This is a genomic window from Leuconostoc sp., from assembly GCF_965300815.1.
Map to the genome: position 1 here is coordinate 1 of NZ_CBDKZH010000130.1, position 3,382 is coordinate 3,382.

At 41.7% G+C, this 3,382-nt stretch carries 3 protein-coding genes; all 3 read left to right on the forward strand.

What is annotated here, in order from left to right; translation table 11 throughout:
* Positions 1–523 precede the first annotated feature (523 nt).
* The 3 genes from ACW12G_RS07160 to ACW12G_RS07170 all read left to right on the forward strand — a co-directional run bounded on the left by ACW12G_RS07160 (position 524) and on the right by ACW12G_RS07170 (position 3,325).
* Positions 524–1,372 carry a MetQ/NlpA family ABC transporter substrate-binding protein gene (locus ACW12G_RS07160; RefSeq protein WP_455647626.1) on the forward strand — a complete coding sequence of 283 codons (849 nt, stop codon included), beginning with the start codon at positions 524–526 and terminating at the stop codon, positions 1,370–1,372.
* Between the two features lie 151 nt (positions 1,373–1,523).
* The gene (locus ACW12G_RS07165; RefSeq protein WP_455647627.1) at positions 1,524–2,384 is read left to right on the forward strand and encodes a MetQ/NlpA family ABC transporter substrate-binding protein; all 861 of its coding nucleotides are present in this window, start codon (positions 1,524–1,526) and stop codon (positions 2,382–2,384) included.
* Between the two features lie 8 nt (positions 2,385–2,392).
* On the forward strand, positions 2,393–3,325 hold the full coding sequence (locus ACW12G_RS07170) for a CapA family protein (protein ID WP_455647628.1): 933 nt from the start codon (positions 2,393–2,395) through the stop codon (positions 3,323–3,325).
* The last annotated feature ends 57 nt before the right edge of the window (positions 3,326–3,382 follow it).

The window sequence follows — 3,382 nt, forward strand, 5'->3', positions numbered from 1 at the left end:
CATTTTAATCATGTAAATTTTTAATCAACGAAAAAGAGATGAGTAGGCATGTAGCGTTAGCAAGAGAGTTTACGTTTGGTGGAAGTAAACAACGTGAATGACCGAATAATGGTCTCGGAGTTAATCGTATTATGAGTGCATCAGCATTGCATTAGTGATACGCGGGTGCGTCCGATACCGCGTAACCGTTCATACTGTTTCAATCCCTGTATGGCCGGCATGAGGTGTGTTTTTGATTGACACATACAATCAGGTGGTAACACGATTCGTCGTCCTGTAATCTAATTGTTTAGATTACAGGACTTTTTTTAACCAAAATTTTTGTCATTTAATTCACGAAAGGCGTTCATATATGCAAAAAGTAACTCCAATCAGATTTTTCGATATTAATCGTGCATTCAGTACGTTATTGGGTTGTGGTTTGGTACAGACCCGAATGTGTCTTTTACATACTTTTGATAAGCCGTTATTAATGGTTGTCTTACAAATCTATCAAATGTTAAAACGAGGAGTTTATTAGAACATGAAAAAAAGAAATAAATGGTTGATCAGCGCAGCAACTATCATCGTGCTCAGTGGTCTCGGCTATGCAAGTTTTGTCCCAAAGTCAACGGTTCAATCACCAGAAACCGTAACAGTCGGTATTATGGCGGGTGATAAACGAACAGATAAGCAATGGGAAATCATTAAAAATAATGCTAAAAAAGAGGGACTAACACTTAAAATCAAAACATTTAGTGATTATACGCAACCCAATGCTGCCTTAGCAGTTGGGGATATCGATGCTAATGCTTTTCAACATTACATCTTTTTAAACGATTGGAACAAATCCCATAAAACAGATATTGTACCTGTCGGAGAAACGATTTTAGTTGCTGGCCGACTCTATTCAGATAAGCACAAGTCGGTTAATGCTATTCCTCAAAATGGTATCGTTGCGATTTCAAATAGTAAGGTGACGCAAGGGCGTTCTTTGCTGGTTTTACAATCAGCTGGCTTAATTAAATTGTCGCCAAATGTCAAAGACCCCACAGTTAAAGACATTATTGAAAACAAGAAAAATCTGCAATTTAAAGAACTTGCGACGGATCAGTTAATTCGGACATTGCCTGAAGTTGATCTTGCCTCAATTGATCCAAGCTTTGTTGTCGGTTCAGGTCGGTCAATCAAGTCAGCGATCTATGTTCAACCCGTTGATAAGCGAACGCAAGGTGGCATTAACATTATTGCCACCACGAAAGACAAGAAAAATAGTGACGCCATCAAAAAATTAGTAAAGGCCTATCAATCCGATAATGTCGCCAACTATATCAATAACGAGAGTGGTACTGGTGAAATAGCTGTATGGCCTGGTGCGCCAAAGCCAAAATAGCTTTTTCAAACAGAATGTTTGACGCTGTGGCTGAATTAAACTAGAATATGACTTTAACTGACAGGAGAATTTATCATGAATAAGCGATGTTGGCGGTGCACACTATGAGTAATGAACAGTATTCACCATAGGATGAGCACAAGGAGAAAAAATGAAAAAAGGTATGACTTTATTAAGTATTGGGGTGGTTTTGGTCCTAACCATTTGGGCCGTGTTTTTTCACGCCAAGAAGGATACAACGCTAACAGCAACAACGATAGTATTAGGATCACAGAGAAGTGACACTGTTGTTTGGCAGCATATTGCTAGTTCTGAAGCAGCAAAAAAAGCCGGTTTAAAGATTGAGGTCAAAGATTTTACAGATTCGGCTGCGTTAAACCGTGCGCTTGCTGATAACGCCATTCAAGCCAACGCGTTCCAATCCTATGCTTACTATGTAACTTATAACAAAGCTAATCCTAAAAACCAGGTCTATGCATTAGGCACAAGTTATATTCAGCCAATGGGCCTGTATTCACAAAACTATCATACGATTAACCAAATACCAGATCACGCAACAATTGCTATTGCTAATGATCCAGCTGCTGAAAGTCGTGGGTTGAAACTACTAGAATCAGCTGGCCTCATTACACTAAAACCACACGCAGTTGATGATCTAGTATCACCAAACGATATTGTCGACAATCCGAAGTCACTTAATATCAAACCTGTCGTCTCGACCACAACGCCAGCTTTACTTCACGATCAAGGTGTTGCTGCCGTGGCAATTGATAACAACACTGCGCAACAAGCCAAATTAAATGTCTTTAAGGATGCTATTTTTCACGAAAAGTTGGACCAAAACACACGAGCAAATGTGAATGTGATTGTGACCAACAAACAACATCGACATGATAAACAGTATCAAAAACTTGTGACGCTTTATCATGAACCAACCATTCAGAAATGGTTGAAGCAGTATTATCCAGGTAAAATGTCAGTTGAAAAGCCTCTTTCGGCTTTGACAAAATAGGGGGAAATATGCGAATTATTTTAACTGGTGATGCACTCTTTTCAAGTCGTAATTTAGCGAATCGATTAGATGCAACACTTGTCGAGCAGTTGCATAACGCTGATGCAGTCTTTACCAATGCGGAATTTACAACACCAAATCCAGAGCCGACTGTGGCAGCAGGACGTGGCTATGTGACAGCTGTACGGCCAGAAACTTTAGCGGAATTGCAGGCATTAAACATCAAGTTGGTATCTTTTGCCAATAACCATAGCGGTGACTTTGGGATTGCAGGGATGCAGGATACGCTGACAGCTGCAAAAGCCCATCATCTAATCGCTGGTGGTCTTGCGGGTTCATTAGATGAGGCACGGCTACCAAAGTTTTACGATGCAGCAGATGGTCGGATTGGCTTTGTAACTGCTACAGCAACGCGTGCAGATGTTTTTATTGCTAGTAACGGTGGCAATGGTGTCCCACCACGTCCAGGCGTTAATCCGCTACGTTGGTCAGAAACTTATCAAGTCACGGCAGAACAATTTGACCAACTGCAGCGGATTGCCGACAGTTTAGGTCTCACAGAAAGTGCCGCAAAAGGGCGCCGAATTGAGCGGTGGCCAGAACCGCCGGCAAATATTTTAGAATTCGGCTCACTTTTCCAATCTCACTTGAAATTTGAACAAGCCACCACCGCCGCTTTTAAAACGCAAGTTGAACCAGTTGACTTGGCTGCTTTAAAGGCAAGTATTGCTGATGCCAAACGTCGGAGTGACTTTGTCTTTTTCAATTTGCATACGCACGAGGGCGCTCGTGCTGATTGGTATGCTGACCAACCGGCTGACTTTGTGGTTGAGGCAGCGCACGCAGCCATTGATGCTGGTGCGGATCTGGTCATTGGTCACGGGGCCCACTTTATGCGCGGCGCAGAACGCTACCACGGCAAGCCCATTTTCTATAATTAAGGTAGTTTATTGATGGAATTTGAAGCAGGAGAATCCATTATTCCCCCAGAAATGTAT